Genomic DNA, 25,102 nt, shown 5'->3' on the forward strand with positions numbered 1-25,102 from the left:
TGCGCACAAAACTGTTTAAAATCCATTTGGTACTTGCTTTCAAAGGCTGCGATTGACTTTTGGACTTCCTCCAGTTTTTGGTGATAGTATTGCAGCAAATACCCGCGCACAAGTTCGTAGGCGGCTTCATCCAGTGCGCCCAGCCATTCGGGGGCTGGCAGCGGCTGGTATGCTACCTGCGCCTCCTGCAAGGCTTTTTGTGCCTTTTCCCATGCCGAATCCGGAATCTGAACGGTTATCATCTGTATCGCCCCAAAGGTTTGTTTACCAAAAATACGAATTCGACGCGGGAAAGTCGGGCTTATAGGAAAATAAGTTAAATTTGCCAATACGCAATAAGACTATCTGCGAATAGCTATGGAACTATTTATTTCATTAGTGCAACAACTTCTTTTTCTGGCTGCGCTCGTCGCTGCAGCCTTTGCAATAAGCGCACGGGTACGGCGCATATCGGGCAATATTCGGTTAGGTAGATCGCTTGACCGCACCGACCGACCTTCCGAGCGCTTGAAAACGATGTTGTTGATTGCTTTCGGGCAAAAGAAGATGTTTGACAAGCCTCTCGTAGGGCTGATGCACTTCATCATATATGCCGCCTTCCTGATTGTCAATATTGAGGTGTTGGAGATAGTACTCGATGGATTATTCGGTACGCACCGCCTGTTTGCGCCTTATCTGGGCAATTTCTATGGCGTATTGATTAATTTCTTTGAACTGCTGGCGCTGGGTGTAGTGCTTACCTGCGTCGTGTTCCTCGTGCGTCGTAACTCTAAACTGATCCCTCGTTTTTGGAGCCGCGAAATGACCAAGTGGCCACGGATGGATGCCAATATCATTCTCATTGCTGAAATTGCTTTGATGTTCTGCCTATTTACCATGAACGCCACAGACAGTATCTTGCAAACCCGCGAAGACAGCGCCTACGCAAGCGAACATTACCCCGAAGTAGGCAAGTTTCTGATAAGTGGGCTACTCATACCGCTGTTCAATGGTTTAGACACTGCTACGCTCATCGGCTTGGAGCGCGGTGCTTGGTGGATTCATATTTTAGGTATCATGTCTTTTGCTGTTTATGTTACCTATTCCAAACATTTGCATATTGCGCTGGCATTCCCTAATACCTACTTTTCCAGTCTGGAGCCGAAGGGCAAACTTGAAAATATGCCGGTCGTTACTGCCGAAGTAAAATCTATGCTTGGTATCAATGATGGCAACGGCGAGGCCGCATCACAAGAAATCACGCGCTTTGGGGCAAAAGACGTGGAAGATCTGAGTTGGAAAAACCTGATGGATGCTTACAGCTGCACCGAGTGTGGTCGTTGTACATCTGTTTGTCCTGCAAATATCACAGGAAAGTTGCTCAGCCCGCGTAAAATCATGATGGATACACGCGATCGCCTCGAGGAAAAAGGCGAACTTATTGCCAAATATGGCAAAGACTACGACGACGGCAAATCACTTTATGGTGACTATATCACCAAAGAAGAGGTAATGGCGTGTACTACTTGCAACGCCTGCGTAGATGCCTGCCCGATTAACATTAATCCTTTGGATATTATCGTGCAAGTACGTCAGTACATTGCTATGGAAGAGTCTGCTACTCCTGCTTCGTGGAACGCTATGTTCGCCAATATTGAAAATAATGCTGCACCTTGGGCATTTTCTGCTTCTGACCGCTTTAACTGGGCAGAAGAAATCAAGGAGTAAAAAGCTGATGCAAGCCAAAAAGGCCGATGGGTAAAGGCTTTTATTACGGTACAATTCTCCTGTTGTGGGCCAACCTGATTGCTTTTATCGCTTTCAGCCAGCCCGCCACAGGCTTTTATGTCTATGAAGACATTAGCGATCAATGGATGATTTACGAATATGAGGAGCAGCTGTACGTTCCTTATCTGCCTGGTATTCATCCGCGTGCGCGGCATCTGCATATGGTCATCCGCCCGACCGAGTGGACACCTGCCACCAAACTAATCCTGCCGATCGAAAAAGAGACGCTGATTTTTATAGACAACAACCTTAGCCATCATATCAAAGAACCCCAAACATTGGTCTGGGATTTGGACAGTATCGCTAAAAGCAGCAAAATGCCACTGCTGACCTACTTGTCAGTGGGGCGGCTCGAAGGCACTCCTCGCGTATTCATTGGTGGGGAGCGCACAAATACAGGTATTGCGGACAGACAAACAACAACAGGCACAGCCGATACCCTAATCAACAGCACTAAGGCTAATGCCATCGTGATGCCAACCACTGCGTTGGCTCGTAAACCCGCCGATCGCAACAACTACTTGCTGATCACAGCACTAATGTGCGGCATTGTACTGTCTGTGTTTTCATTGATGAATGCTCGTTACGTGTCTGTTACAGAAAGTCTACAGATATTGATACAATTTTTTAGATACACCGATGTTCAGGAGAAAACCAATATTCGTTCCTTCTTGACCGTCTGGATATTGTTTACAATGATAGCCACTTATGTGCTTTTACTGAGTGCTCATTATCCCGGAAGTCTGATCAACCTACCACTGAACAGCGATAATCCTATCAGTAATTTTTTGACGCTTGGCGGATGGCTGATGTTATTTCTGTGGCTTAAGTACACTGTTATTAAGTTGCTGTCCAGTATTTTCAATCATAGTTTGCTGGCAGAAAAGCACTTGTCTATAGGACTGCACCTCTACAAGATATTCATCCTTATAATGTTTGTATTGGCGGTCGCTTATCAGATGAGCAACTATTATGAGTCCTACATCAGTCCGCAGGTACTGTCCCGTGTCGTACTCTGGGGGTGGATATCTACTACGGCACTGATTAGTCTGATTGTGTATTTATCCGCTACACAACGTTTTGTGTATTTAATTGCCTATCTTTGCACTACAGAGGTATTGCCTCTTTTGTTAGTACTGAAGCTATTTTTGATTCCTTCATAAATCTCACATATGACAGAGGGCAAAGTTTCATCAATTGTGTTGCATCCCGAACGCCTTAAGCCAATAAAGAGAATTTTGATTTCACAGCCGAAGCCGGAGTCAGACAAGAATCCGTATGCTGAGTTGGCTTCCAAATTCAATTTACAAATAGATTTTCGTCCCTTTATTCAGGTTGAGCCGGTAGGTATTAAAGAGTTCAGAAAACAAAAGATCAACATACTGGATCATACAGCAATTATATTTACCAGTAAAAACGCGGTAGACCACTTGTTCAAGTTGTGCAGCGAAAGCAAAGTAGAAATGCCTGCCGAGATGAAATATTTCTGCATTTCCGACCAGACTGCAAATTATTTGCAGAAATATATTACAATCCGCAAACGCAAAGTATTTACAGGCAAACGAACAGTTACAGACCTGTTCGATCTGATCAAAAAGCACAAGACAGAAAGCTACCTTTATCCCTGTTCTGATATTCGCAAAGATGACTTGCCCTCGTTTATGGAAAAGAGCGGTATCAAGTTCACAGAGGCGATCATCTACCACACAGTGCCAAGCGATCTGAGAGATTTAGATATCAGACAGTATGATTTGATTGCGTTTTTTAGCCCGTCGGGTGTTAATTCTCTGCTGACTAACTTTCCTGGTTTTATACAAGGTGATATTCTGTTTGCTGCGTTTGGTCCTACTACAGGGAAAGCTGTACTAGAGCAAAACTTAGTGCTTGACGTTCAGGCCCCGCATCCGGATGCACCTTCTATGGCAGGAGCTATTGAATTGTATATCAAAGATGCAGAGAAAGCAATCAGTAATTAATTTGCTATATTGCTTGCCTCATTTACTTTTCAGAAGCTATGAAAAGAAACATTGTTTGCTTTCTTGTTATTCTCTTTTCGTTAGACATTCACCGGCAGGCAAGCGCACAGCAAGATGCTCAGTTTAGTCAGTTCATGTTTAATCAACTATATCTTAACCCTGCTACCTCTGGTATTGACAGCCGCTTTACGCATTTCAATCTGATTCACCGCAGGCAGTGGGTAGGTTACAGCACTACTTTAGACGGCGATGGCGGTGCACCTGTAAGTACAGTTATCTCAGCATCCATGCCAATCAACGGCATACGCAGCGGTATCGGTATCTACTTGCTCAATGATGCAATAGGGCCTGTTACTAACAACGATATTCAACTGTCATACGCCTATCATCATCCATTGAAAAATGATGCAAGACTTTCCTTTGGCATACGTGGAGGCTTTTACAATCAGATTTTTGATTTTGGCAGGTTGCGTCCCAACGAGCCGAACGATCCTCTAATTATTGGTAGAGGCAGAGAGAGCCAATTTGTTCCCGACTTTGCAGCAGGGCTATACTACTCTTCGCCTAAGTATTTTTTTGGTGTAAGTGCTAATCACTTGCTACAGCCTGGCTTCGAATATGGTACAACATTTGCAATCAGTCCATTAGAACGAACCTACACTTTTTTAGGCGGAAGTGAGTTCATACTAACATCTGACATACTTATAAAACCTTCTGCCATTGTGAAAACAAATCTGCGGAACGTTGTTTCTTACGAAGGAGCAGTAATATTTGATGTCAGGCAGAAGTATTACGCTGGTGCATCCTTTCGCGATTTGGGTCCTATAAGCAGTATTTCCTTGCTAATTGGAGCATCTGTTATGAAAGATAATGCGCTAACAATCGGCTATGCTTTTGACTACGAGATTACGGGTGTGGCCGCAAAAGCAGCTACCTCACACGAGTTGCGTTTAGGTTATCGAATCCCCGCCCCTAAAAAACCGGAATCATTTAATATCAGAACTCCAAGATTCAGATTTGACTAAAACTTTTGGACTTATTTTTGCAAGAAATAGCATCTGAAGTCGTTAGCTATTAAAACCCTATTGAGAAGACAAGGAACGTCTGATAAACTGATAGAAATCATGCTCAGAATTATGATACGACATGGCCGAATGCGTAATGTATTACCGCTATACAGTACTTTGATTGTTGCTTTGGTATTACAAAGTTGTATTTTCGGCGGCAGAGGCGGCGATAACGGCGAATTAATAGGTGTTCAGGGTCGTACCGGCTGGAAACAAGAGTTGCCTTATGGAATGGTATCCATTCCGCCTGGAACTTTTCATATGGGACAAGCCGATGAAGACATTGCCTCATCGAAGATCGCTATGAACAAGCAAATCACGATTAGTGGTTTTTACATGGATGATACTGAGATTACTAACAACGAGTATCGCCAGTTTATGTACGAAGCTGCTGAATACTTCCCCTTAGGCGGCGATAGTACAATCTTCATTCGTTACAGAAAAGTATTGCCGCTGATTGAAAGCGAGCAGGATTTGAAGGATATAGCCTATCCTGATACGACCGTATGGATGAAAGATTTCACCTACCACATGGGCGATCCGATGACAGTTTATTATTACGATCACCCGTCGTTCGACGATTACCCGGTTGTGGGAGTATCTTGGAAAGCATCACTGCTGTTCTGTGAGTGGCGTACAAAGAAAATGAATACTTATCGTGAAGGAAAAGGCAAGTTCCCTATGCCCAATTTCCGTCTGCCTTCCGAAGCTGAATGGGAGTATGCAGCCCGCGGTGGTCGCGATATGGCCAAATATCCTTGGGGAGGTCCCTACGTACGCAATGCCAAAGGTTGTGCCTTAGCTAACTTTAAGCCGGGTAGAGGCAATTACTATGACGACGGGTTTGCTTACACAGCCCCTGTTGCTTCTTACTTTGCAAACGACTACGGTCTGTATGATATGGCAGGCAACGTTGCAGAATGGTGCGAAGATGCTTTCAATCCTGCCAGCGTACCGCTAGTATGGGACTTGAATCCGACTTACTACGATGAAAATGAGCCTCGCAAACTCATTCGCGGTGGTTCGTGGAAAGATATTGCGTTCCTCATTGAAACAGGTACACGCAACTTTGAATACGGCGATACTGCCCGTTCATTTATTGGCTTTCGCTGTGCAATGACTTACTTGGGACGTTCTTCAGGGTTTGAGTTTTAATTAAGATTACTAATTTGTTAAAGTTCGACGATTAGCTGCTAATAGCATAATATCGTCGGACTTTTTTCGTTAAAAATCCAAACAAGCGCAAATACCTATTGACAATTTATAGGAATTTGCCTTACTTTGACCAATCATCAATTTTAACTTTATCTAATTTTCAATTATTTAACCTCAAAACAAAATGGGTAGCGGAAAAGAAAGCGCTGTCGCGAAGTTCAATCGCGTAATTGTTCCAAAAATCACCAGTGTTGGTGCTGCGGTAGTAATCGTAGGTGCCATGTTCAAAATCATGTCATGGCCAGGTGCAGGTCCTATGCTTGTAGTAGGACTTTCTGTAGAAGCATTCATCTTCCTTTTAGGTGTAATTGCACCCGTTCCTCCACCTGAAAAGCACTATGAGTGGGAGCGGGTTTATCCTGAATTGGCAGAAGAAAACGCGCCTGCTAAAACTGATCTGCAGGCAGCCAACAAACTTGCTGCAACCGGTGCACTTGTAGGGCTGGATCAAATGCTACAGGAAGCAGAACTTTCTACAGAGTCTTTCAAGAGTTTCGGTAAGGGTATTAAAACCCTTAACGAGTCAGCATTAAAAATGCGCGACATGAGCGAGGCTGCTGCTGCTTCTGAGGAATATTCCAAAAACTTGCGTGCCGCCTCTCAGTCGCTGGTAACACTCAACAAGTCTTATGCTGCTACAATAGAATCTATGTCTGTAATGGCTAATGCTTCTGCTCAGGCAAAAGAATATCATGCACAGGTACAGACAATTACCAAGAATCTTGGGGCGCTCAATGCTGTGTATGAAATGGAGCTGAAAGATGCTAACAGCCACCTGAAGGCTATGAACAAGTTCTATGGCAACCTGACAGTAGCTATGGAAAGCATGGCAGACGCGAGCAAAGAATCACAATTGTTCAAAGATCAGATGTCTAAACTGACAACTAACCTTACATCTTTGAACAAAGTGTATGGTAACATGCTTACTGCAATGAAGGGCTAATCTTTTTGCCGTTTATTTATTAATAATTTTCTAACCAAAAAAGATCTGAAATATGGCAGGTGGTAAGCAAACACCAAGGCAGGCGATGATTAACATGATGTATCTCGTGCTGACCTGTTTGTTGGCCTTGCAAGTGAGCAATACAGTATTGGAGAAGTTCTATTACATGGATGATAGTCTTCGTTATGCCAATACTCTTGCCCGCGAAGCAACCAATAAAACATTAGAGGGCATGAAAGCCCAAGTAGCCAAAGAAGGTAATAAGCCCAAAGATCTGGCTATCATTGCACAAGCAGAAGAAGCTAAGGCAAAAACATCTGCTATGATGGCGACTATCGAGCAGATTCGCAAAGAACTCATCGAATACACAGGTGGTATGAAGGAAGACGGAAAATATGCAGATGAGAAGAACTACGACAAGTCCACTACCTTCCTGATTGGTCCTGAGGGTTCAAAAAGCGGTAAGGCTTATGCGTTGAAAGAAAAACTCAACAAGTTTGCCGAAGAGATGAGTGCATTCGACAAGGAAATTCAGATTGCAAAAATTGCACTGGATGCCAAAGAAATGCCTCGTTTCAAAAACGATGATAATCAACGTCATAAAGACTTCGCACAAATCAATTTTGAGCGTACCCCTCTGGTAGCCTGTCTAGCCATACTTAGCCAAATGCAATCTGAAGTTGTACGCGCGGAGAGCGATGTGATTAAAAAACTAAGCACCAAAGTTGGTGGTGTCGAGATTAAGTTTGACCGCATCAATGCAATGGTAAGTGCTGAGTCTAAAATCGTAGCTGCTGGTACAAAATACCGCGCAACCATGTTCTTGGCTGCGTCTGCTTCTAATGTCGTTCCTCAGATGTCATCTACCGCAGGCCCTGTTAAAGTAGAGAACGGTATTGGTACGGTAGAATTTACTGCACAAGGTGGAGCTTACGACAAAGACGGCAACCTGAAGAAATCATGGGAAGGTACTATCAAGATTAAAAAAGCTGACGGCGAAGACACTATTTTCCGTGTGAAGGAAGAATACATCGTAGCTAAACCTGTAGTAGATATTCAGGCTGCTAATATTTCTGCGTTGTACTACCTCTGTGGTAATGAGTTGAAAGTAAACGTGCCTGCATTGGGTGCTGCTTACAATCCTTCTTTTCAGGCAGAGGGTGGCGAGGTTATTAAAGGAGCTTCGAAGAGCGAGATCATTGTTGTTCCTACTACCAATAAAGTAGTTCTAAAAGTGTTCAGCGATGGCAACCTGATCGAGCCTAAGGAGTTCAAAGTGAAACTTTTGCCAGATCCTAAAGTTGAGATCCTTAATGGTAATAAACCTCTGGATACCAAACTTGGCGGTGCATGTCCTTCTTCGTTAAGAGCAAGAGCAACTGCTGATCCAAGTATCAAGGATGTAATTCCAAAAGATGCGAATTACCGTGTAACTGAGTGGACAGTAGCTTTGGCACGTGGCAGACGGTTGGTTGTTCCTGAGCGCAAGTTTACAAGCGAAGAAGCTAACCTGAATGATTTCCGTGCGCAGGCTAAAGAAGGCGATCGTCTAATTATTGAAATAAAGCAGGTGAAGCGTCGTAACTACAAAGGTGATATCGTGGACGCGAAAGCAAGTTCAGAACCTTTCATTTACACGATTACACAATAGTAGTATCTGTATTCTTTGACATAGCAAGTCCTTTTCATCCTACTTGAAAAGGACTTGTTATCTCCATAAAGCGGCATATTTATTGTTAATAATTACAAAAAAACATTCACACATGAATTCGTTAATTCGGTTATTGATTATTGTCGCTGTTGCCGTCTTTTCAATAACAGCCTACGCACAAGAAAGAGAGGAGTTTGGTTACAATCTAAATTCGTTGCGTCCTATCCGAAGCTCCGACCAGTTCTTTAAGAAAACACTATGGTGGCGGATAGATCTGCGTGAAAAAATGAATAAATCGTTCAATGCAAAAAATATGGAGATTACCCGTATTATCATTGATGCGGTTAAAGCAGGTATTTTAAGGCCTTTTACCAACGACTCATTGGTAAAGCGGATGGATTTTGATGATTTTATTAAGAAGTTGGTTGTAGAAGGACAGGGCGACGGCTTAACAGAGGAAGAAAAGGCAATGGGCTTTGGCATTGAAGAAGATCTTGGCGGCTGGGGCAATGAGTTCAGCAGTGGCGACGGCGACGGCGGTGCTAGCGGACCTACCGAATACTTGCCAGGTAAAGATTTGTATCTGTTAGAGATGAGAGAAGATCTTATTTTTGATAAGAAAAGATCGCGCATGTATCACGATATCCAGAGTATTACGATCATCCTGCCGGCTGATAGAAATACCAAAGCCGTAGATATTCCCATTGCTACATTTTCTTACAAAGAACTTGTAGAGAACGTTTTCAAAGATAATCCTTATGCAGTTTGGTTCAACAATGCCAATCCGAAGGAGCATCGCAATTTCGCCGAAGCCTTTGATTTAAGATTGTTTACAGGGCATATTTTTAAATATTCCAACGGACAGGACGAAACTATGGAAGATATATATGGTGATGCGAAGGCAGCCATGTATGCTTCTTTGCAATACGAATATGCACTACTTGAGTACGAAGCCCAGCTTTGGGAGTATTAAGAGACAACGATTGCTAACAAGCTATTCCTGATTTTCGTATAGCTGTTTTTGAGAGACTGTCCAGAAAGGCTACATGTAGCACAGACTTCAGTCTGTAGTGTATGATTATCAAGTGATTAACAAATCACAGACTAAAGTCTATGTTATTTTTGAACGGTCTCTTTGTATTTAGCTGATTGTGAGGTTAGTTTTTCAGAACCGGTTTTTCCACATCATAGACTCTACGGGCTTTTCGTATCGCCCGTTGTATTTAGCCGAAGGTTTTTGGTTGTAGTAGTTTTGGATGTCGCCTTGTATGGCGAAGAAAATGAGCTGACCAATCGGCATTCCTGCATACACTCGAACGCGTTGTGAGACCGATATCTCCAGCGTCCAGTGGTTACAAAAGCCTACATCGCCTTTGCCTGCTGTTGCATGGATGTCTATGCCAAGTCTGCCAACGCTCGATTTACCTTCGAGGAAGGGGACATGTGCATGAGTTTCCGTGTACTCTTGCGTAACGCCGAGATACAGCTTGCATGGTTCTAAGATATATCCTTCTTCGGGGATTTCGAAGGTGCTGATGGTATTGTGCTTGCGGGCATCGAGCACTTCCGCATCGTAGGTAGCAAGCCATTTACCTAAGTGTACATCATATGAATTCGTACCAAGGCACTCTTGATTAAATGGCTCGATTACAATTTTGCCCGCGTGAATGTATTTCAGGATTTCAAGGTCTGTCAGGATCATAACACAAGTATTTTACAGGATTGAATCGCTTGGATCAAAGTAAAGAAGCCTTCGCAAGATCTGCAAAGGCTTATTCGATGGACTTCAAATCGAGACAGTTTATTTTTTTGTCGTTCGTTTTTTCACTGTAACCTCTGACGGTGTTTCCAGTCCGCTTTCTTTGGTAGGCGTAGAGTCCGGGCTGCTGACCGATAGCCCAAGGCAAGCCTGAGAAACGAATTCGCCCCATGTGAGGTTCATTTGTCCTTCTTTGTTTTTCTTTGCTCGATCAATTGCCATATTGGCTGCGGCCTCTACTACCCATTCAAAATTTTCCTGACCAACAGAGTGTACATCTGCATCTGGTGCAGGATTGCAGAAGTCAATAGCGTAAGGTATGCCATCGCGTACAGCGAACTCTGCGGTATTGAAGTCGTAACCTAATGCTTTGTTGAGGCGCAGTACATAATCCTTTACAGTTGCAAGCAACTTTTTCGCTGCGGGACCTGTCGCTTTGGTTTCTGCCACATAGCGCAGGTGATGCGGGTTACGAGGCTCATAAGGCATAATGCGTACGTCTTTCTGTCCGATACAATAGCAGCGGAAATAGTCGGTAAATTGGATTTCTTCTTGTAGCAGCATCACTAATTCTCCTGTTTCGGGATGTTTGCTATAGAAATCGCCAAGATTGTTGAGTTTGTAAACACTCTTCCATCCCCCGCCTGCGTGAGGCTTCATGTAGGCAGGGAAGCCAATTGTTTCCCATGCTTTTTCCCAATTGTAGTGTCCAAAAAGATTGGTAAAGGAATGCTCGTTGGTATCGGGCGGCATTCGGTGTGAAGGTAGCAACACGGTTTTCGGCACAGGGACACCTATTTTGGTTGCTATACAGTTATTGAAGAATTTCTCGTCCGCACTCCACCAAAAGGGATTATTGATTACAGCTGTTCCATTGAGGGCCGCATTTTTCAGATATGCTCTGTAGAAAGGAACATCTTGCGAAATGCGATCTATAATCACAGCATATGGGCTGGGACAACCTTGGATTACGCTGTCTATGGCAACAGGCTCTGCCATAATGCCCTTGCCTTGTGTTTTCTGATTGACACGCTCAACAAAAGCCTGTGGAAAACTTCTTTCTTTGCCGTAGAGAATACCAATTTTTTTCAAAGTAGTAAAATTTAGATTGGACGTGCAAATTTATGAAGCTACACCGATCATTTACAACTATTTAGCTCAAATATCAGTCGCTTTTTGCAAGCCATTCTTCGGGGTTAAGCTTTTGTCTGTTTTTCCAAATCTGGAATTGCAGCACGGGGTAGCCATCTTTGTTGTTGCCTACTGTACCAATTACTGCTTTGGTCTTGACATGGCTATCAACTTTTACCTGTACATTTTGCAAACCCGCATATACAGTGATGTAGTCTCCGTGCTGGATGAAGACTGTCCAGCCTATTCCGGGCACATCTTTGATAGCTCGTACCTTACCCTCAAAAATGGCGCGTACATGCTCATTGCGTGCAGTACCAATATCTATACCTATATTTTCTACCTGCACATTTGTGGCTAATGGATGATTATGAATACCAAAATGATTGGCAATATGTGTGAATTTTTCTACAGGCCAAGGCAGCATTGACTTGTTTTCCGCAAAGACTTTGGCAGTGCCAACACCGGCCGGCGCCATGATCAGGGTGTTAGTGTTTTGCTGCTCAGGTTGCATGTTGTTCTTATTGCCGTCAGCAGGCTGAGAAGCAACTGCTCTAACTTCTTTGTTGACTGATTTGCTATTGCCGAAATTCGTCTTTTCCTGAGCAGAGATATTATTAATCTCCATTAAAACGATTTCGTTGAACCGCTCAAGGGATTTCTTTTGATCAACAATATCTTTCTCTTGTATGGCAAGCCGGCGCAGTCTGAGCTTCAAATCTTTTTGCCTTTTTTCTTCGTGTGCAATTTCGCTTTGAAGCAATGCTTCAGCTGCCTTGAGGCGTTGTTCGAGATTGATGTGTTGTTTTCTGTAAGCGATAAGTTGCTTAGAAACTTGTTCAATATACCGTATTTGTTCTGCTATCCTGGCTCTGACTTGTTCATGCGATTTTTTCTTTTGCAGTATGGCATTGAGTCCCTCAACAGATAGCAATCCTTTAGGCTGATTTTCTAATTTAGAAAGCTCGTACAACTCGCGATCGTGGTTTTGTTGTGCCAGAGATAGATCCTGTTCTAATACTTCTATCAGTTTCTGGTTAGAAGCAATTGTTTCGATCAACCACTCTTTTTGTTGGCGAATATTTTGTATTTGTTTGCGATGGCGCTCTAATAAAACTTGCTGCGCCTGAAGTTCTGTAATAGTCAGTTCTTTATTTCGGCTATTGGCAATGATGAACTGGTTCAGGGCATCTATTTTCTTATAATTTTCAAGCCTTGCACTCTCTAATGAATCAAGTTTAGTTTTCTTTTGTGCATAAACCGAAATATATGCCGACAAAATGATCAGTGCTGAGAGAACAGCCTTCATGAGTTCAGTGAAGTTATGGGGTATTTACCTCAAATTTATGCAAATCTGTTGTAACTAAAATGAAAAAAGCACTTTTTATAGACAGGGACGGAACAATTATTGTTGAACCGCCCGACGAGCAAATAGACTCCTACGACAAACTGGCTTTCTTGCCCGGGGCTATTGGTGCGCTGGCGCGTATTGCCCGCTCAGGACTTTATGAATTGGTAATGGTAACCAATCAAGATGGTTTGGGGACAGCGAGTTTTCCCGAAGATACATTTTGGCCTGTGCATCAGAAAATGCTTGATATTCTGGCAGCAGAAGGCATTGTATTTGATGCAATCCATATTGATCGCTCATTTCCACATGAAAATATGCCTACCCGCAAACCCGGAACAGCAATGTTAAAGGCTTATATGGATGGCAGCTACGATCTTGCCAACAGTTTTGTTATTGGCGACCGTCTGACCGATGTCCAATTAGCCGAAAATATGGGCTGCCGATCGGTACTTATTGGCAAGACAGACGAACGCGCTACATTTTGCTCGTCTGACTGGCAGCAAATCACCGACTTTCTGCTATCAGCAGCAGGGCGCCATGCTACGGTGCGCCGCAAGACCAACGAAACCGACATCCATATTTCGCTGCAAATAGATGGTAAAGGGCGCTCGGAAATAGCTACAGGGCTGGGCTTTTTCGATCATATGCTCGATCAGTTGGCGCGCCACTCGGGTTGCAGCCTCGAAGTGCGGGTCATCGGCGACTTGCACATAGACGAACACCACACTATAGAAGACACAGCCCTTGCACTGGGCGAAGCATTTGCCCGCGCACTGGGCGACAAAAAGGGTATCGAGCGCTATGGGTTTGCCATCTTGCCAATGGACGAGGCAATGGCACAGGTGGCTATTGATTTTTCGGGTCGCCCCTGGTTGGTTTGGAACGGGCTGTTCCATCGCGAGCGCGTAGGGCAGATGCCTACTGAAATGGTCTATCATTTCTTTAAGTCCTTTTCTGATACGGCCAAGTGCAACCTAAATATGCAGTTTTCAGGCGATAACGATCATCACCAGATCGAGATTCTTTTCAAGGCATTTGCGCGGGCCGTTCGCGCCGCTATTGCGCAACGCCCCGGAGATACGAGCATTCCAAGTACAAAGGGAGTTTTATAGGCAGTGTTGTGTGGCATCAATTTTGGACAATCATTGCGAATTGAGGAATTCCTGCGGATGAAGCACTCCTACGAAACTTACATTTAAAAAACATGCCATTTATTTGTTGCAAACAGCGACTGCTTCTTGTGGTAGTCGCCTGTTTTGGTTTGATTACCGTAGCACAAGCCCAGCGCTACGAAATAGGCGCAGGCATTGGCGCAGGAAACTACAAAGGCGATGTTGCTCCTGCGGTGCGGATTGAAAACTCAAAACTGGGTGCAAATGTCTTTTTCCGCTATAACCCCTTCTATTTTCTCAGCCTGCGGGCAAACCTGATGGTAACGGATCTGGTTGGGCGCGACAGTATTTTTACCGATCCTTTCCAGCAGCGGCGCGATTTTCACTTCAGCAGCAACTTGCGCGAGCTTGCGCTGACGGCAGAGTATAACTTTTTCAATTTTCGCAAGACCGACCGCCGCAAAATGGAGAAGTGGTGTCCCTTTTTGTTTGGGGGCATTGCGGTTGCTAACCACGGCGGGAAAACCAATTATTTGGATAACCGCGACTACAACGGTACGCACATTGTCCTGCCGTTTGGCGTGGGGGTAAAGCATTACTTGCATCCTAACTGGAATTTGGGCTTCGAGTTTGGTGCGCGAAAAACATTTACAGATCGTATAGACGGTATTACGCTGAATCAGGCAGATCCAAAGTTTCGGCAAAGCAATCCTTACAGCCGGGATATGTACTATTTTGCAGGCATTACGCTGAGCTACGTATTCTATTCGGTGCGCTGTGCCGAGCCTTTCGGAAGCGATTAGGCCGCTATCTCTTTATACTGCATCTTGTGCAAGCGGGAATAGTAGCCACCCAGTGCAAGCAATTCTTCGTGCGTACCTGATTCCTTAATTTCACCTTTGTCTAAAACGATGATGCGGTCGGCATTCTGAATCGTTGCGAGTCGGTGCGCAATGATGATTGCGGTTCTGCCCTGCATCATTTTGCTGATTGCATCCTGAATCATTTTTTCGGTTTCGCTGTCCACCGAAGAAGTTGCTTCGTCCAAAATAATGATGTCGGGATTGTAAACCATTGCCCGCACAAAGGAAATAAGTTGTCGTTGTCCGACAGAGAGTGTCGCGCCGCGCTCCATTACGTTGTAGTCAAAGCCGCCGGGTAGCCGCTCGATGAAAGGCAGTGCGCCTACCAGCGCTGCAGCCTCGCAGACTTGTTCGCGGCTGATCGCCTTATTACCCAGTGTGATATTGTCCATGATACTGCCCGAAAATAGGAAGACATCCTGCAAAACAATGCCGATGCAGCGACGAAGGAAATGAAGCTCATATTCGCGAATATCTACACCGTCGAGCAAAATACGCCCCTTACTTACGTCATAGAAGCGGCTGATCAGGTTGATGACAGATGATTTGCCTGCGCCTGTAGCGCCAACAAGAGCAATAGTCTGACCGCGATGTACCTCTATATTGATATTCTTGAGTACATATTCTTCGTCGTTGTAGGCAAACCAGACGTTTTCGAAGGTAACATCGCCCCTGATAGTTGCAGGCTGGTAAGTACCCGTATTCTGGATTTGTTCGCGGCTGTTGAGAATTTTCATCAGACGATCGCCGCTGACAATACCCATTTGGAGCGTGTTAAAGCGATCGGCAATCATTCGGATCGGGCGGAAGAACATAGCAATATACATGATAAACGCTACCAGCGTACCAAGCGTCAGTTGTTCCTGCATGACGCCTTTTGCGCCGTACCAGACGAGCATCCCTGTTGCTATCGCACCAATAACCTCTGCAATAGGGAAGTAAATAGAGTAATATTTGACCGACTTGAGGTGTGCCTGACGATGCTGACGGTTGATTTCGCGGAAGCGCTCCAGTTCGCGCTGTTCGCTGCTGAAGATCTGTACGATACTCATACCTGTAATGTGCTCCTGCACAAACGAGTTGAGGTTGGCGACAGCTGCCCGCACGGCATTGAATGCTTTTTTGATTTTTTCTTTGAAAATATAAGTCGCTACAAAAAGTAGAGGGAAGGTGCTAAGACTTACGAGCGTCAATTTCCAGTCGGTATAGAGCATCAAGCCCAAAATAAACAACAACTGGAGCAAGTCGCCGACGATAGCTGCCAGTCCCTCAGTAAATACATTATTGAGCGTTTCTACGTCAGAAATATTGCGCGTTACTAACCTGCCAATAGGCGTGCGGTCGAAATACTGTGTTTTGAGAGACATCAAGTGGCGGAAAAGTTTAATGCGGATGTCGCGGATGACGTGCTGCCCCAGCCATTCGGAAAGGTAGGAGTTGCTGAACTGTACTACTGCCTGTAACAGCGCCAGCCCGACCATTAGCCAAACCATCATAACCAGCCCTTCCATATGGTTATAGGCAATGTAGTGGTCTATCGTATATTGGATCAAATAGGGGCGCAGCGGCGAAAGTAGCCCCAAGAGTACTGTCAGCGCTATCAGGAGGTAAAAGCGTCCAATGTAAGGTTTGACAAACTGAAAAATTCCCGCCAGAACTGTGCGGTCAAAAATTTGACCTGAAGCCGTTTCCTGTTGTGCCATACAAACCGAAGCTGGACAAAAAGCGTAAAATAAAGGTAATCAAACGGTTGATAAGAGAATGTACGCAAAATTGCTCAAATTCATCCAATAAACCCCGCAGAGAATTAACTTTGTACGGTCTAAACCTAATATTATCAATCCATGCAGCATATACAAGCTATTTTATTGCAAAGTGCGGGTGGCGCATCTTCTATCGCCAACCTGATTTTTATCGCGGGTATTATTCTTGTTTTCTACTTCTTTATGATCCGCCCGCAGCAAAAGCGTCAAAAAGAACAGAAAAAGTTTATAGAGTCATTAGCCGTTGGTAATCAAGTAGTTACTATTGGTGGGCTGCACGGCAAAATAGTGGCAATAGAAGGTAATCTGGTATATTTGGAAGTGGACAAAGGCGTTACGCTGAAATTCGAAAAAACTTCTATTTCGCTCGACTACAGCAAAGGACAAGGTACACCCTCTATAAATGCCCAATAAATAAGATTGAAAATTACCGCTGCCATACTACAAACACTCAGGCAGGAATTGAGCAATTTCGGACGGTGGGACTGGAGCGCTATCATGCTAAGTTTTATTGTGGCAGCGCTCATGTGGCTTTTTAACGCATTGAGCAAAAATTATACAACCGTACTCGACGTACCGGTCAAGTTTAGGATCAATGCGCCCAATGTAGTATCACTTGAGCCATTGCCCGAACGCTTACGAGTGTATATCAGCGGTACAGGATGGGGGCTGCTTAAAACATTTTTCCGCGAGGAAATCCCAACTACGGTTTTTGATATTCAGAATCCTTTGCAAACCTCTTTTATTGTTACGCGCCGACTCATTCCGCAGCTATCCGACAATCTGTCAGGGGCAAAAATTGAGCGATGCGAGCAGGATACTATCCGCTTTCGCTTTGAGCCTATTCAGGAGTACGAATTATCGCTGCCCTTTGGCTACGAGCATATACAACTTGCAGAAGGACACCGGTTTGTTCGTCCACCAAAAGTTAATCCGCGAAGGATTAAAATTCATGGGCCGCCTTCAAATTTGAAAAAAGCAACCCGCCTGATACGGTATGAATTTACTAAGATTGGTATTGCCGGAAACTTTAGCGATGTAGTGCGCATATCATTCCCGCCGTCAAGCCTGATTACTTCTGATCTGAATCAGGTACACATCAGTTTTGAAACGGCTTATTTCATTCGCAAAGAACGGCAGGTTGCTTTGGAATTTCAGAATTTTCCTATGGACAGTTCTGCCACAGTACAGCCCACAACGGCAAAGGTGGTGTATTACACCCTGCCGTCCTATGAGGCTGTTACCGATACTGCTGAGGTGCGCATCTGGTTAGATTGGCGTAAAATCAACTGGAAAGATTCTACGCTGGCGCCCGACCTGATTACGACAGAAGATTTCTTCGAGCCGCAGGTCGTACCACCATTTTTTAAGATCAATTATGCTAAAGGTAGGAATAACAGGCGGAATAGGTAGCGGAAAAAGTACGGTTTGTCGCATCTTTGAGGTATTGGGGGCGCCTGTTTACGATGCCGACAGTCGTGCGAAATGGCTTCAAACGCACGATGAGCAACTGCGCAATCAGATCATCCAATACTTTGGAAAGGAAAGCTATCTGCCTGATGGTACACTGAACCGCAGCCATTTGTCGGCACAGGTATTCAACAATCCCGAAAAACTGCAATTACTCAATAGTCTTGTGCATCCGCGCGTAGCCGAAGACAGCGCCCGGTGGCTGGCCGCGCAACAAGCCGCAGGCAAACCTTACGCTATTAAAGAAGCCGCGCTGATGATTGAAGCAGGCAGCTACAAGCAGTTAGACGTACTCGTTGTAGTTACTGCGCCCGACCAAGTGCGGATTGCCCGCGTGCTACAGCGCGATCCGCAGCGAAGCCGTGAGGAAGTAGCCGCCATTATCAGTCGCCAAATGCCCGAAAGCGAAAAAGTGCAATATGCGGACTATGTCATCCACAACGATAGCAGCCAATTGCTTATCCCACAGGTTATTAGCTTGCATCGGGAATTAGTGGAGCGTGCAAAAGTTCAATAATGCAACTTTGTTGCATTATTGGTGCAAATTGCCTAATTTGCGCATCAATTCAGCGAATCAGAAAAATGCAAACCAAACGCGTATTAGTTCCTGCTATTTTTACTACTCTTTTGCTGCACTCGCTTTGCTGCCTCCTGCCTTTTCTGCCGCTAGCGCTGGGAGCGAGCAATACCGTGCTGGCATTTGCCGGCACAATTGCCGGCTATCAAACGTGGATTATTGCCTTGCAAGTAGCCCTTCTGGGCGTAGCGTTGTATCGCGCCTATCGTCCTGCGGCTACCAAAAGCGATAAAGTAGCTTTCTGGATGCCTTTGATGCTTACGCTCACCATTGTGGGTTATACATGGTTTCAGCATCAGGAATCGCAGCAGGTGCAGCAGGAAACAGCTACTTTTGGAGTGAAAAGATTTCAAAACATCAATACCAAATGAAAAATACGTTATTTACACTATTAGCGGCTGCATTGCTGTGGTCTTGTGGGCCAAGCGAAAAAGAGCAGCAACAACTGGCTGAGGCAGTTCAGTTTCATCAGCAAGCTATGGGATTTGAAAAAGAAACCATAGGGCTGCTCAAACAAATCAAAGAAGCCGCACCTGCGCTGGAAAGCCGCGCCGATAGCCTTGCAAAGGCAGGAGCAGATTCGCTGGCAGTACCACTCCGTGCAATGCTGGCAGAAGTTGCTCAAATAGAACAGGAGCTCAAGGAGTGGGGCAAAACAGTTGTGGAAGTCCCCGGCTATGAACACGACCACTCGCACGACAAAGAAGGCGACGGACATCATCATTCGCATGAGCGCATAGAAACTACTCCCGAACAAATGATAGCCATTCAAAAAGACTTGCGCGACAAGGCGGAAGTCATCAAAAACAGGGCGCAGGAATTATTCAACAAAATGCAATAGCTATTTTTCTAAATGATGAATGCCAAAAAACTTCCGGTAACCGTACTTTCCGGCTTTCTTGGCGCAGGAAAAACGACGCTGCTCAATCATATATTGCACAATCGCGAAGGGCTGAAAGTAGCCGTGATTGTCAACGATATGAGCGAAGTCAATATAGATGCTAAACTGGTGCAGCAACAAAACACTCTTTCCAGAACAGAAGAGAAACTGGTGGAAATGTCTAATGGCTGCATTTGCTGTACGCTGCGCGAAGATTTGATGGTAGAAGTTGAGCGGCTGGCAAGAGAAGGTAGATTTGATTACCTACTCATTGAAAGTACAGGCATCAGCGAGCCGCTGCCCGTCGCACAAACTTTCGCTTTCGTAGATAAAGAAAAAGGCATTGATCTTTCGCGCTTCAGCAAATTAGATACGATGGTTACGGTTGTAGATGCGATGAATTTCCTGAAAGATTTTGGCAGCGCCGATACGGTTAAAAGTCGTAAAATAGGCGCTGACGGAACAGACAACCGCACCATTGTAGATTTGCTGACCGATCAGATTGAGTTTGCCAACGTTATCATCCTCAACAAAACCGATCTGGTAAGCCCCGAGCAAGTGGGCGAACTACAGGCGATCATTCGCGGATTAAATCCTGATGCCCGTATCCTAACAAGTCAGTTTGGTAAAGTCCCTTTGCATGAGGTGTTGAATACCGGATTGTTTGATTTTGAAAAAGCAATGCAAGCGCCCGCATGGGAAGAAGAACTTGCGAAAATTCATACCCCCGAAACCGAAGAATACGGCATCCATTCTTTCGTATTTAGGAACAAACTGCCTTTTCATCCGGTGAGATTCTTCCAATTTCTTTCCGAAAATTGGCCGCTTTCCGTTATTCGCAGCAAGGGTATGTTCTGGATTGCTTCCCGTCCTTCGCTGGCGATTAACTGGAGTCAGGCAGGCGGTTCGCTGCGATTAGAGCCGGCCGGTTCGTGGTGGGCAAGTATGCCTTTCCGCGAGCGGATGATGTATCCCGCTTTTGTTGAAAACAAAGACGAAATAGAAGCCCGCTGGGATAAAAATTTTGGCGATCGCATGAGTGAACTTGTATTTATTGGTCAGGATATGGATGAGACACAAATACGCGGTGAACTGAAAGCTTGTTTACTGACCTACGACGAAGTTCTACAGTATTTAAGCGGCGAGCGTTTCGAAGATCCATTTCCTGTTTGGCAGGCTGCCTGATATATTTTCAAGCACAAAAAACTAACTTTGGCGGCGCTCATAATGCCGCCTTTTTTATGTTTGATGTTCGACTGATTCCTACCGAAGAGATACATACCATTCTGCCCTTGGTCAAAATGACCAACCCCGATTTGTCCGAAGAAGTCCTGCGCGACCGTTTGGAGCAGATGCTACCGCTGGGCTATCAGTGCGTCGGCGTGTACGACGGCGAGCGCCTCATCGGCATTTCCGGCATCTGGATTCTGGTTAAATTTTATGTCGGCAAACACATTGAGCCGGATAACGTCATTATCCACCCTGACTATCGCGGGCAGGGTGTCGGCGAGTTGATGATGAAGTGGATTTTTGACTACGCCCGCTCGATCGGCTGCGTCGCCTCAGAATTAAACGCTTATGTAACCAATGATCGCGGGCATAAATTCTGGCTCAATCAAGGCTATAAAATTTTAGGCTTTCACTTTCAGAAGAAGTTGTAAGGGATGCGTTTTAACGATGTTATAGGTTTTGACGAACTCAAACAATCGCTCATTGCCGCTGTCAAAGTAGGGCAGATTCCTCATGCGCAACTCTGGCTGGGGCGCGAGGGTAGCCCCAACCTGACGCTGGCACTTGCCTACGCCACTTTCCTGAACTGCGAAAACCGCGACGAAAACAGCGCCGACTCTTGCGGAGCTTGCGCCTCTTGCTACAAATACGACCGCTATATCCATCCCGACCTACACTTTGTATTCCCAACGGCTACCACCAAGCAAATTACCAAACGCGAGGATGCGGTCAGCAGCGCTTTCCTGAAAGAGTGGCGCGAGTTTTTGAAAAACAAGCCCTACGGCAATCTGGCGGACTGGGCAGGTGAGCTGGGCGCGGAGAACAAGCAGTGCATCATTCCTGTGCAGGAAGGGCGAAACATTATTAAAAGTCTGTCGCTCAAATCCTTTGAAGCTACCTACAAGGTGATGCTCATCTGGCTGCCCGAACTGATGAACGCGAGCGCGGCCAACGCAATCTTGAAAATATTGGAAGAGCCGCCCGAAAAAACGGTCTTTCTGCTGGTAGCCCAACAAATAGAGCATGTGTTGCCCACGATTTTATCGCGCACGCAGTTGGTTAGCGTGCGCCCTTACACCGATGCCGAACTCATTGCAACTTTGGAGCGGCAATACGATATGCCTTCGGAAAAAGCCCGTCAGATGGCGCCGCTGGCAAACGGCAACCTCAATCAGGCGCTGCGAATGGCGGAGGCAGCCGACCAAACGGGACAACATGCCTTTCGCAACTGGATGCGTCTTTGTTTCAAGGCCGATGTAACGGCGCTCATCAAAGAAGCTGACCGCTTTGCCGCCTTAGACAAGGAAGCGCAAAAGGGTATGTTGCAATACGGACTTACTATGCTGCGCGAGTCGCTTGCTTTTCAGTATTTGGGCGAGGCAGGCGCTCGACTAACAGCCGATGCGCTGGACTTTGTCCGCAACTTTTCAAAAGTCATCAACGAAAGAAACCTTGCGCCTTTGAGCGATGTTTTCAATCGGACGTATTACGAAATTGAACGCAACGCCAATCCGCGCATGGCGTTTTTGAGTTTGTCGTTTAAGATCGGCAACTTGTTGCGGGTAAAATAGCGCAAGGACAAATTCAGGTTCAGCGGACTTTGCGCAATTCGTCCCATTTGCTCAAAATCAATGTTCTCAAACCAGAACGGCTTACCATAAATTACCAATGAAACCATGATAAACCGCAACATAATCCTACTTACTTTCCTGCTGCTGTTTGCCTCCCTTGCCTTTGCGCAACAGGCAGACATCAAAGAGGGGCTTGAATTGCTGGCTGCCAAAAAATTTGATGATGCAGAGCGTTTTTTTACAACAATTATCCGCAAAGACAGTACACACGCAGCGGCACATTACGGTTTGGCGCGGACTTATTACGAACAGCAGCAAACCCTTCGCGAACAGCAGAGATACCAGATGCGCCTGCTCAACATACAACCACATTTAGATTTATTGAAAAAAAGTCATGCGGCGGCTACGGTTTTCAATCGCCAATATCTTGCGCTCGCAGTGCCGCTCAAAGAGGAAATGCGCAGGCAACTGGCTGTCAGCGAGCATATGCTCACTATGGGATTCTTGCAACAGATTGCGCAGGAAGCCTTTCAAATGATCAATCAAGCTCCTTACCGCCGCCCGCAGTCACAACTCTTTGACGGCAAAATCTACGACCGCATTACCGAAATGGATACTGTGATGGCGCTGCGTCGCCTGCTCACGCTGCAATGCGGACAATACATCAGCGAGTACCCGAAAAGTCCACAAGTGGCCACTGTGCGCCAGATAGCCCGCGATATGTTGCAGGAGTACATGGACTTGCGCCAACTGCGCCGCTTTGGCGACCGCAGCGGACGCGAATACGAGCAGTTCTGTGCGCTGATTCTGGACAATTACAAAGCGGACGAGTACCGACACATCATCCCCGAATTTTACGGGGCTTACTTTGGCTTTACCAGAACAACCTACCTGCGCCACCCGAACTATCAGAAACTAAAAGACTTAGGGCAGCAGTTCAAACTTTCGCCCGAAAATGTATTATGTGAACTTAATTTGCACAACAGCGGCTACAGGCCTGAAAAACAAGCGCTTTACGAGGCTTTTATTCAGACATTTGCACCATTAGATGTAGCATTGGTTGCCGTGCGTGCTATTGCAACACCTGCCATTCAGGAGCGCAACTGGGAGGCTGCTCGTGCCGTCTTCAGACGTTACAGCACGCTTTTTACCAACATGAGCAGCTATTTCGAGAAAATGGATGCGTTGCTGGCAGAACCCGACGGCGAGCGCAAGTTGGAAAACCTCGGTGCGGGGGTCAACTCTGCTTCCCGCGAATACAACCCCGTACTCACTTTAGACGGGCGCACGCTTTATTTTTCACGCCGCACCTTTGCTACAGGCGAAGACGTTTATGTGAGCCAATGGGATGGCACGCAGTGGTCGGTAGCACAGCCATTGGACAAAAAAGTAAACAGCGAATCCCATGAAACGCCACTTGCCATCAGCCCCGATGGGCAAACGCTTTTTCTATTTGGCAACTATTTTATGCTGCCTGACTTTTTCTATGTCAAGCAAGGCACGCAGTTGGGCAAAGGTGATTTTTACTTTGTTGAAAAACAGGGCAATTCGTGGAGTAAAATCAACGCGATGCCCAACCCTGTAAATTCTATCCATTTTGAGTCGGGTTTTTGCATGAGTGCCGACGGCAACGCGGTTATCTTTGCTTCTGATCGCCCGGGGGCAGTGGGCGGATATTTGCCCAATTACAACAACGACTACCTCTACTACCACGGCGCGGGCGAGTTTAATGTAGATTTATACGTTTCTGAACGTACCGATACGGGCTGGAGTGCGCCCGTTAATTTGGGCAAAACAATCAATACGCCCTTTGCAGAAAACAGTCCTTGGCTGCACCCCGATATGCGCACGCTGTATTTTATTTCCGATGGGCACGCAGGGCTGGGCAGCTACGATATTTTTGTCAGCCGCCGCCTGCGCGAAGACTCGTGGACAGAGTGGAGCGAGCCTGTCAATCTGGGCAAAACCATCAACAGCATCGGCAGCGATGCTTTCTACATGACAGCAGACGGCAAAACGGCATTAGTAACCTCCTATCAACAGGGCAACAGCTACGGCAGCAGCGATATTTACCGCATCACTATTCCCGAAGCGCACCGCGCCGAGCAAGTGGTCGTCGTTACGGGAACTGTTACCGACACCGACGGCAAACCCATCAGCGGCGCAACCATCAACTGGCAGGCAACCGACAACTCGCAAAAAGGCACAGCAAAAGTGCAGCCCAACGGACGTTTTTCTATTCCACTCAAGAAAGGCAAAAAATACCGCTATCAGCCTACTGCTCCCGACTATTTCTCGGGTTCGCAGGTGGTGGATCTGACCAAAGTCCCCGATGATGTACTGGTTATTGAGCATCAGACCACAGAAATGGGCAATCTGAAAGCGCCCGGTAAAAAAGGCTTCGTCATTAATTCACTGGAATTTGACTTTGACAGCGACGTTATCCGTCCGCAGTCGCTACACGACTTAGACCGACTGGCAGCGCAGTTGCAGGACAGCAGTCTCAAACTATACATAGAAGGGCACACCGACGACAAAGGCGACGACACCTTCAACCTGAATCTTTCGCGCCGCCGTGCGGAGGCTGTCCGCAAATACCTGCTTGCCAAAGGCTGCAAGGCGCAACTAATCGCCGCAGGCTTTGGTGAAACCCGCCCGATAGCCCCTAATACAAGCGATGAAGGCAGGCAAAAAAACCGACGGGTGGAGTTTCGGGTGGAGTAAAATTTAATACGCCCAGATGAAACTTTTGGCAACAAATGTGTAACTTATACTC

24 protein-coding genes are annotated in these 25,102 nt (G+C 45.8%); 19 read left to right on the forward strand and 5 right to left on the reverse strand.

Annotated elements, in window-relative coordinates:
• Positions 1–242: hypothetical protein (locus ACWIP2_RS11745; protein WP_448520126.1), on the reverse strand; the 242-nt coding region annotated here is incomplete at its 3' end.
• Positions 243–369: 127 nt separating this feature from the next.
• Between ACWIP2_RS11745 and ACWIP2_RS11750 the strand changes: the two genes are divergently transcribed.
• The 8 genes from ACWIP2_RS11750 to porN all read left to right on the forward strand — a co-directional run bounded on the left by ACWIP2_RS11750 (position 370) and on the right by porN (position 9,592).
• The gene (locus tag ACWIP2_RS11750; protein WP_448520262.1) at positions 370–1,707 is read left to right on the forward strand and encodes a 4Fe-4S dicluster domain-containing protein; all 1,338 of its coding nucleotides are present in this window, start codon (positions 370–372) and stop codon (positions 1,705–1,707) included.
• 26 nt (positions 1,708–1,733) lie between these two features.
• On the forward strand, positions 1,734–2,930 hold the full coding sequence (locus ACWIP2_RS11755; RefSeq protein WP_448520127.1) for a DUF4271 domain-containing protein: 1,197 nt from the start codon (positions 1,734–1,736) through the stop codon (positions 2,928–2,930).
• 9 nt (positions 2,931–2,939) lie between these two features.
• Entirely contained in the window at positions 2,940–3,743 is an 804-nt protein-coding gene (locus ACWIP2_RS11760; RefSeq protein ID WP_448520128.1) for a uroporphyrinogen-III synthase, read from the forward strand.
• Between the two features lie 38 nt (positions 3,744–3,781).
• Entirely contained in the window at positions 3,782–4,768 is a 987-nt protein-coding gene (locus ACWIP2_RS11765) for a PorP/SprF family type IX secretion system membrane protein (RefSeq protein WP_448520129.1), read from the forward strand.
• Positions 4,769–4,897: 129 nt separating this feature from the next.
• The gene (gene porK / locus ACWIP2_RS11770; protein ID WP_448520263.1) at positions 4,898–5,965 is read left to right on the forward strand and encodes a type IX secretion system lipoprotein PorK/GldK; all 1,068 of its coding nucleotides are present in this window, start codon (positions 4,898–4,900) and stop codon (positions 5,963–5,965) included.
• A 184-nt stretch (positions 5,966–6,149) separates the two neighbouring features.
• Positions 6,150–6,968: a type IX secretion system motor protein PorL/GldL gene (gene porL, locus ACWIP2_RS11775; RefSeq protein WP_448520130.1), complete on the forward strand. Its 819-nt coding sequence runs from the start codon at positions 6,150–6,152 to the stop codon at positions 6,966–6,968.
• 52 nt (positions 6,969–7,020) lie between these two features.
• Complete coding sequence (gene porM / locus ACWIP2_RS11780; RefSeq protein ID WP_448520131.1) at positions 7,021–8,619, forward strand: type IX secretion system motor protein PorM/GldM; 1,599 nt, start codon at positions 7,021–7,023, stop codon at positions 8,617–8,619.
• A gap of 112 nt (positions 8,620–8,731) precedes the next feature.
• The gene (gene porN / locus ACWIP2_RS11785; protein ID WP_448520132.1) at positions 8,732–9,592 is read left to right on the forward strand and encodes a type IX secretion system ring protein PorN/GldN; all 861 of its coding nucleotides are present in this window, start codon (positions 8,732–8,734) and stop codon (positions 9,590–9,592) included.
• A gap of 192 nt (positions 9,593–9,784) precedes the next feature.
• Here porN and dcd read toward each other — a convergent pair whose 3' ends face one another.
• From dcd to ACWIP2_RS11800, 3 genes are all read right to left on the reverse strand, one after another.
• Positions 9,785–10,321, reverse strand: a complete 537-nt coding sequence (dcd, locus tag ACWIP2_RS11790) for a dCTP deaminase (RefSeq protein WP_448520133.1) — start codon at positions 10,319–10,321, stop codon at positions 9,785–9,787.
• A gap of 99 nt (positions 10,322–10,420) precedes the next feature.
• Positions 10,421–11,470, reverse strand: a complete 1,050-nt coding sequence (locus ACWIP2_RS11795; RefSeq protein WP_448520134.1) for an ATP-grasp domain-containing protein — start codon at positions 11,468–11,470, stop codon at positions 10,421–10,423.
• Between the two features lie 73 nt (positions 11,471–11,543).
• Positions 11,544–12,818, reverse strand: a complete 1,275-nt coding sequence (locus ACWIP2_RS11800) for a murein hydrolase activator EnvC family protein (RefSeq protein ID WP_448520135.1) — start codon at positions 12,816–12,818, stop codon at positions 11,544–11,546.
• A gap of 59 nt (positions 12,819–12,877) precedes the next feature.
• Here ACWIP2_RS11800 and hisB point away from each other — a divergent pair, with 59 nt between their 5' ends.
• Both hisB and porG read left to right on the forward strand, forming a co-directional pair.
• Complete coding sequence (hisB, locus tag ACWIP2_RS11805) at positions 12,878–13,972, forward strand: bifunctional histidinol-phosphatase/imidazoleglycerol-phosphate dehydratase HisB (RefSeq protein ID WP_448520136.1); 1,095 nt, start codon at positions 12,878–12,880, stop codon at positions 13,970–13,972.
• Positions 13,973–14,064: 92 nt separating this feature from the next.
• Positions 14,065–14,775, forward strand: coding sequence for a type IX secretion system protein PorG (porG, locus tag ACWIP2_RS11810; RefSeq protein ID WP_448520137.1), 711 nt, complete (start codon positions 14,065–14,067; stop codon positions 14,773–14,775).
• Here the strand turns inward: porG and ACWIP2_RS11815 are convergent.
• Positions 14,772–16,538: an ABC transporter ATP-binding protein gene (locus ACWIP2_RS11815; protein ID WP_448520138.1), complete on the reverse strand. Its 1,767-nt coding sequence runs from the start codon at positions 16,536–16,538 to the stop codon at positions 14,772–14,774. The genes porG and ACWIP2_RS11815 overlap by 4 nt on opposite strands.
• A gap of 141 nt (positions 16,539–16,679) precedes the next feature.
• On the opposite strand from ACWIP2_RS11815, the gene yajC reads away from it, so the two are divergent.
• The 9 genes from yajC (at position 16,680) to ACWIP2_RS11860 (ending at position 25,050) form a co-directional block, all read left to right on the forward strand.
• A complete protein-coding gene (gene yajC, locus ACWIP2_RS11820; RefSeq protein ID WP_448520139.1) occupies positions 16,680–17,012 on the forward strand; it encodes a preprotein translocase subunit YajC in 333 nt (110 codons plus the stop codon).
• 6 nt (positions 17,013–17,018) lie between these two features.
• On the forward strand, positions 17,019–18,011 hold the full coding sequence (locus ACWIP2_RS11825; protein ID WP_448520140.1) for a hypothetical protein: 993 nt from the start codon (positions 17,019–17,021) through the stop codon (positions 18,009–18,011).
• Positions 17,977–18,585 carry a dephospho-CoA kinase gene (gene coaE, locus ACWIP2_RS11830; RefSeq protein WP_448520141.1) on the forward strand — a complete coding sequence of 203 codons (609 nt, stop codon included), beginning with the start codon at positions 17,977–17,979 and terminating at the stop codon, positions 18,583–18,585. The genes ACWIP2_RS11825 and coaE overlap by 35 nt, the downstream gene beginning before the upstream one ends.
• A 65-nt stretch (positions 18,586–18,650) precedes the next feature.
• Entirely contained in the window at positions 18,651–19,016 is a 366-nt protein-coding gene (locus tag ACWIP2_RS11835; RefSeq protein WP_448520142.1) for a hypothetical protein, read from the forward strand.
• Positions 19,013–19,486 carry a hypothetical protein gene (locus tag ACWIP2_RS11840; protein WP_448520143.1) on the forward strand — a complete coding sequence of 158 codons (474 nt, stop codon included), beginning with the start codon at positions 19,013–19,015 and terminating at the stop codon, positions 19,484–19,486. Before ACWIP2_RS11835 ends, ACWIP2_RS11840 begins: the two co-directional genes overlap by 4 nt.
• Positions 19,487–19,498: 12 nt before the next feature.
• Positions 19,499–20,710: a GTP-binding protein gene (locus ACWIP2_RS11845; protein WP_448520144.1), complete on the forward strand. Its 1,212-nt coding sequence runs from the start codon at positions 19,499–19,501 to the stop codon at positions 20,708–20,710.
• 56 nt (positions 20,711–20,766) lie between these two features.
• The gene (locus ACWIP2_RS11850; RefSeq protein WP_448520145.1) at positions 20,767–21,186 is read left to right on the forward strand and encodes a GNAT family N-acetyltransferase; all 420 of its coding nucleotides are present in this window, start codon (positions 20,767–20,769) and stop codon (positions 21,184–21,186) included.
• A 3-nt stretch (positions 21,187–21,189) separates the two neighbouring features.
• Positions 21,190–22,326: a DNA polymerase III subunit gene (locus ACWIP2_RS11855; RefSeq protein ID WP_448520146.1), complete on the forward strand. Its 1,137-nt coding sequence runs from the start codon at positions 21,190–21,192 to the stop codon at positions 22,324–22,326.
• 105 nt (positions 22,327–22,431) lie between these two features.
• Positions 22,432–25,050, forward strand: coding sequence for an OmpA family protein (locus ACWIP2_RS11860; RefSeq protein WP_448520147.1), 2,619 nt, complete (start codon positions 22,432–22,434; stop codon positions 25,048–25,050).
• Positions 25,051–25,102: the final 52 nt, after the last annotated feature.

The organism is Rhodoflexus sp., assembly GCF_053489755.1.

Excerpts from the sequence above, each read along its gene's own strand:
- ACWIP2_RS11755 (WP_448520127.1), top strand. The coding sequence starts at position 1,734 with ATGGGTAAAGGCTTTTATTACGGTACAATTCTCCTGTTGTGGGCCAAC.
- ACWIP2_RS11760 (WP_448520128.1), top strand. The coding sequence starts at position 2,940 with ATGACAGAGGGCAAAGTTTCATCAATTGTGTTGCATCCCGAACGCCTT.
- ACWIP2_RS11765 (WP_448520129.1), top strand. The coding sequence starts at position 3,782 with ATGAAAAGAAACATTGTTTGCTTTCTTGTTATTCTCTTTTCGTTAGAC.
- porK (WP_448520263.1), top strand. The coding sequence starts at position 4,898 with ATGCGTAATGTATTACCGCTATACAGTACTTTGATTGTTGCTTTGGTA.
- porL (WP_448520130.1), top strand. The coding sequence starts at position 6,150 with ATGGGTAGCGGAAAAGAAAGCGCTGTCGCGAAGTTCAATCGCGTAATT.
- porM (WP_448520131.1), top strand. The coding sequence starts at position 7,021 with ATGGCAGGTGGTAAGCAAACACCAAGGCAGGCGATGATTAACATGATG.
- porN (WP_448520132.1), top strand. The coding sequence starts at position 8,732 with ATGAATTCGTTAATTCGGTTATTGATTATTGTCGCTGTTGCCGTCTTT.
- dcd (WP_448520133.1), bottom strand. The coding sequence starts at position 10,321 with ATGATCCTGACAGACCTTGAAATCCTGAAATACATTCACGCGGGCAAA.
- ACWIP2_RS11800 (WP_448520135.1), bottom strand. The coding sequence starts at position 12,818 with ATGAAGGCTGTTCTCTCAGCACTGATCATTTTGTCGGCATATATTTCG.
- hisB (WP_448520136.1), top strand. The coding sequence starts at position 12,878 with ATGAAAAAAGCACTTTTTATAGACAGGGACGGAACAATTATTGTTGAA.
- porG (WP_448520137.1), top strand. The coding sequence starts at position 14,065 with ATGCCATTTATTTGTTGCAAACAGCGACTGCTTCTTGTGGTAGTCGCC.
- ACWIP2_RS11815 (WP_448520138.1), bottom strand. The coding sequence starts at position 16,538 with ATGGCACAACAGGAAACGGCTTCAGGTCAAATTTTTGACCGCACAGTT.
- yajC (WP_448520139.1), top strand. The coding sequence starts at position 16,680 with ATGCAGCATATACAAGCTATTTTATTGCAAAGTGCGGGTGGCGCATCT.
- coaE (WP_448520141.1), top strand. The coding sequence starts at position 17,977 with ATGCTAAAGGTAGGAATAACAGGCGGAATAGGTAGCGGAAAAAGTACG.
- ACWIP2_RS11835 (WP_448520142.1), top strand. The coding sequence starts at position 18,651 with ATGCAAACCAAACGCGTATTAGTTCCTGCTATTTTTACTACTCTTTTG.
- ACWIP2_RS11840 (WP_448520143.1), top strand. The coding sequence starts at position 19,013 with ATGAAAAATACGTTATTTACACTATTAGCGGCTGCATTGCTGTGGTCT.
- ACWIP2_RS11845 (WP_448520144.1), top strand. The coding sequence starts at position 19,499 with ATGATGAATGCCAAAAAACTTCCGGTAACCGTACTTTCCGGCTTTCTT.
- ACWIP2_RS11850 (WP_448520145.1), top strand. The coding sequence starts at position 20,767 with ATGTTTGATGTTCGACTGATTCCTACCGAAGAGATACATACCATTCTG.
- ACWIP2_RS11855 (WP_448520146.1), top strand. The coding sequence starts at position 21,190 with ATGCGTTTTAACGATGTTATAGGTTTTGACGAACTCAAACAATCGCTC.
- ACWIP2_RS11860 (WP_448520147.1), top strand. The coding sequence starts at position 22,432 with ATGATAAACCGCAACATAATCCTACTTACTTTCCTGCTGCTGTTTGCC.